4 protein-coding genes and 1 pseudogene are annotated in these 3,224 nt (G+C 71.4%); all 5 read left to right on the top strand.

Annotation, left to right across the window (positions count from 1 at the left end; genetic code table 11):
• The first annotated feature begins 176 nt into the window (after positions 1–176).
• Entirely contained in the window at positions 177–1,148 is a 972-nt protein-coding gene (locus ASF38_RS08775; protein ID WP_055962125.1) for an ATP-binding cassette domain-containing protein, read from the top strand.
• A pseudogene (locus ASF38_RS19750) lies at positions 1,145–1,542 on the top strand (ABC transporter permease); the annotation flags it as partial. The gene ASF38_RS08775 and the pseudogene ASF38_RS19750, both read left to right, overlap by 4 nt.
• A 1-nt stretch (position 1,543) precedes the next feature.
• Positions 1,544–1,900, top strand: a 357-nt coding sequence (locus ASF38_RS19290) for an ABC transporter permease (RefSeq protein ID WP_235497566.1), incomplete at its 5' end; no start/stop codon positions are given.
• Between the two features lie 26 nt (positions 1,901–1,926).
• Positions 1,927–2,664: a methyltransferase domain-containing protein gene (locus ASF38_RS08765; protein ID WP_055962119.1), complete on the top strand. Its 738-nt coding sequence runs from the start codon at positions 1,927–1,929 to the stop codon at positions 2,662–2,664.
• A gap of 10 nt (positions 2,665–2,674) precedes the next feature.
• Positions 2,675–3,224 (top strand): FAD-dependent oxidoreductase (locus ASF38_RS19285; protein WP_235497563.1); only part of this gene is annotated, 550 nt, incomplete at its 3' end.

Here is a 3,224-nt window from a genome sequence, read left to right as displayed (position 1 = left end):
CCCGAGGTGATCGAGGCGCGGTCGTGAGCCCGACGTGAGCGACCACGCCGACGACTGATCGACGCGAGGCCCGGACCCTCCTCCAGGGGGTCCGGGCCTCGCGCTGTCCCTGGCCGTCGGGCACCTCACGAGTCCAGGTCTGTATTCCTGTCAGTAACACGTGGCACGATGTCGCCATGACCACAGCGATCCGTACCGAGGGCCTCGTCAAGCTCTTCGGCGAGAACCGAGCGGTCGACGGTGTCGACCTGCAGATCCCGGCCGGAGGCGTCTACGGCGTGCTCGGGCCCAACGGAGCCGGCAAGACCACCACCATCCGCATGCTCGCCACGCTCATCAAGCCCGACGGCGGTCGGGCCGAGGTGCTCGGCCACGACGTCGTCGCCGAGTCGGCCGCGGTGCGATCGAAGGTGGCCATGACCGGTCAGTTCGCCTCGCTCGACGAGGACCTCACGGGTCTGGAGAACCTGGTCATGCTGGCCCGGTTGTACGGGTACCGCGGTGCTGCGGCCCGCGACCGCGCCCACCAGCTGCTCGACGCCTTCGACCTCACCGACGCCGCGGGGCGCCAGGTCAAGGCCTACTCCGGCGGCATGCGTCGACGCATCGACATCGCCGGCAGCATCGTGGTGCGACCCGAGCTGATGTTCCTCGACGAGCCCACCACCGGTCTCGACCCGCGCAGCCGCAACCAGGTGTGGGACATCGTGCGGGCCCTCGTGTCCGCCGGCACCACGGTGCTCCTCACCACTCAGTACCTCGACGAGGCCGACCAGCTGGCCGACCGGATCGCCGTGATCGACCGCGGCACGGTGATCGCCGAGGGCACGACCGGTGAGCTGAAGGCGTCCGTGGGAGCGGGGGCGCTCAAGGTGCGGGTGGCCGACCAGGCCGACCGCGAGCGTGCCGCGTCGGTCCTGGCCGCGACCCTCGACGCCGAGGCCGTGCTCGAGAAGGACCCCTACGCCCTGTCGTTCTCGGTGCCGTCGCCGCAGGGCGTCCCCGATGCCCTCGTGCGCGTCGCCGAGCAGGGCATCGCGGTCTCGGAGTTCTCGCTCGGCCAGCCCAGCCTCGACGAGGTGTTCCTCGCCCTCACCGGCGAGCACGTCACCGACGTCGAGCCCGACACGACGGAGGTCCCGGCATGAGCACCACCATGGACGCCAAGGTCCGCGAGGCGGTCGGCAGCAGCGAGCGCCCCGAGCCGGTGGGCCCGCTGGGCTCGTCGCTGATCTTCACGCACCGGGCCCTGCTCAAGATCAAGCACGTGCCCGAGCAGCTGTTCGACGTGACGATGTTCCCGATCCTGTTCACGCTGATGTTCACCTACATCTTCGGCGGCGCGATCGCCGGGTCCACCGGTGAGTACCTGGAGTACCTGGCGCCGGGCATCCTCGTGCAGACCGTCGTCATGATCACCATGTACACGGCCATGACCATCAACAACGACATCAAGAAGGGCGTCTTCGACCGCATCCGGTCCCTCCCGGTCTGGCGTCCGTCGCTCATGGTCGGGGCCCTGCTCGGCGACACCCTGCGCTANCTCGTGGGCGTGGTGGCGGCCGTCCTGCTCCTGCTGGTGTTCTGCTTCAGCGTCAGCTGGATCTGGACGCTGCTCGGCATGAAGCTGCGCAGCCCGGAGTCGGTGATGGGGGTCTCGATGATGGTCCTGTTCCCGCTGACGTTCCTGTCGAACGTGTTCGTGCCCATCGAGACGATGCCCGACTGGCTGCAGCCGGCGGTCGAGAACAACCCGGTCTCGATCCTCGTCGACGCGGTCCGCAGCCTCATGGTCGGCGATCCGCACGGCGGGTCCATCGTCACGGTCCTCGTGATCTCGGGCGTGTTCGTGGCCGTGTTCGGGCCGCTCACCATGCGGGCGTACTCCCGCCGGTCCTGAGGGGCGAACCCCCGTAGGCTGGGCGGGTGGAGCCGACCTCTGGGACCTTGCTCGCGGACGAGTTCGACCGCGCCGCGCCCCGCTACGACCTGCTCACCTCGCTCAACCCCGGCTACGTCGACGCGTTGCGCGACGCCGCGCGCCGACTGGTGCTGAGCCTGCCGGTCACGGGCACGGCGCCGACGCTGTGGGACCTCGGCTGTGGCTCGGGCCTCTCCACCCGGGCCCTGGTCGACGCCGCCGGACCGGGCGCCCGCATCGTGGGCCTCGACGCGTCGGCCGGGATGCTCGCCCAGGCGCGGGAGAAGGACTGGCCCGACCACGTCAGCTTCGTGCAGGCGCGGGCCCAGGACCTGCCCGGTGTGGCCGCGGTCCAGCTCGACGGCCCGGCCGACGGTGCGTTCGCGGCCTACCTGCTGCGCAACGTGCCGCAGGAGCAGCGTGACGACGTGGTCGCGGCCATCGCCGACCAGGTGCGCCCCGGCGGCTGGATCGCGCTGCAGGACTACCACGTGAAGGGCTCGCGGACGGCCGAGGCCGTCTGGAGCGCCGTCTGCTGGGGCGTCGTCACGCCGCTGTCCGTGGCGGTGCGCGGCAACCCCGCGATCTACCGGTACCTGTGGCGAAGCGTGCTGCGCAACGACTCCACCGCAGAGCTGCAGGCGCGGCTCGAGCGTGCCGGTCTCACCGACATCACCTGGACGACGGCCGGCGGCTGGCAGCGGGGCATCCTGCACACCGTCCTCGCCCGACGTCCGCTCTGACCTGCGCGTGATGGCCTCACGTCCTGTCCCGCCCGGTCGCGACCGGAACGCCGTGCTCCACCGCGCTGACCCCGGCTCCTCGCGGCTGGGCGACGACCGACACGTCGTGGTGGTCGGGGGCGGCATCGCCGGCCTCGGCGCCGCAGTGGTGCTGGCCGAGCGCGGCGCCCGGGTGACCCTGCTCGAGGCGTGCGACCAGCTGGGTGGCCGGGTGCGCGCCTGGCCGCTGGCCGACGACGGCGACACCGGATCCGGCGGAACCGACGCCTCGCGCACGATGAGCCGCGGGTTCCACGCGTTCTTCCGCCAGTACTACACGCTGCGCTCGCTGCTGCGCCGCGTCGATCCCACGTTGTCGCACCTGGTGCCGGTGCCCGACTACCCGCTGCGCCGCGGCGACGGGCTCACCGACTCCTTCGCGGCCCTGCCGGCCACACCGCCGTTCAACCTGCTGACCTTCGTGCTGCGCAGCCCCACGTTCCCCGTCTCGGCCCTGCCGTCGGTCCACGTGCCGAGCGCCCTCGAGCTGGTCGACGCCTCCTACCCGGCCAGCCACGAGC

Source organism: Aeromicrobium sp. Leaf272 (genome assembly GCF_001422865.1).
Lineage (GTDB): Bacteria > Actinomycetota > Actinomycetes > Propionibacteriales > Nocardioidaceae > Aeromicrobium.
This window is presented reverse-complemented; position numbering and strand designations above follow the sequence as displayed.

What these genes read in the sequence shown, in the direction of transcription:
- ASF38_RS08775 (WP_055962125.1), top strand. Translation starts at nt 177, where the DNA reads ATGACCACAGCGATCCGTACCGAGGGCCTCGTCAAGCTCTTCGGCGAG.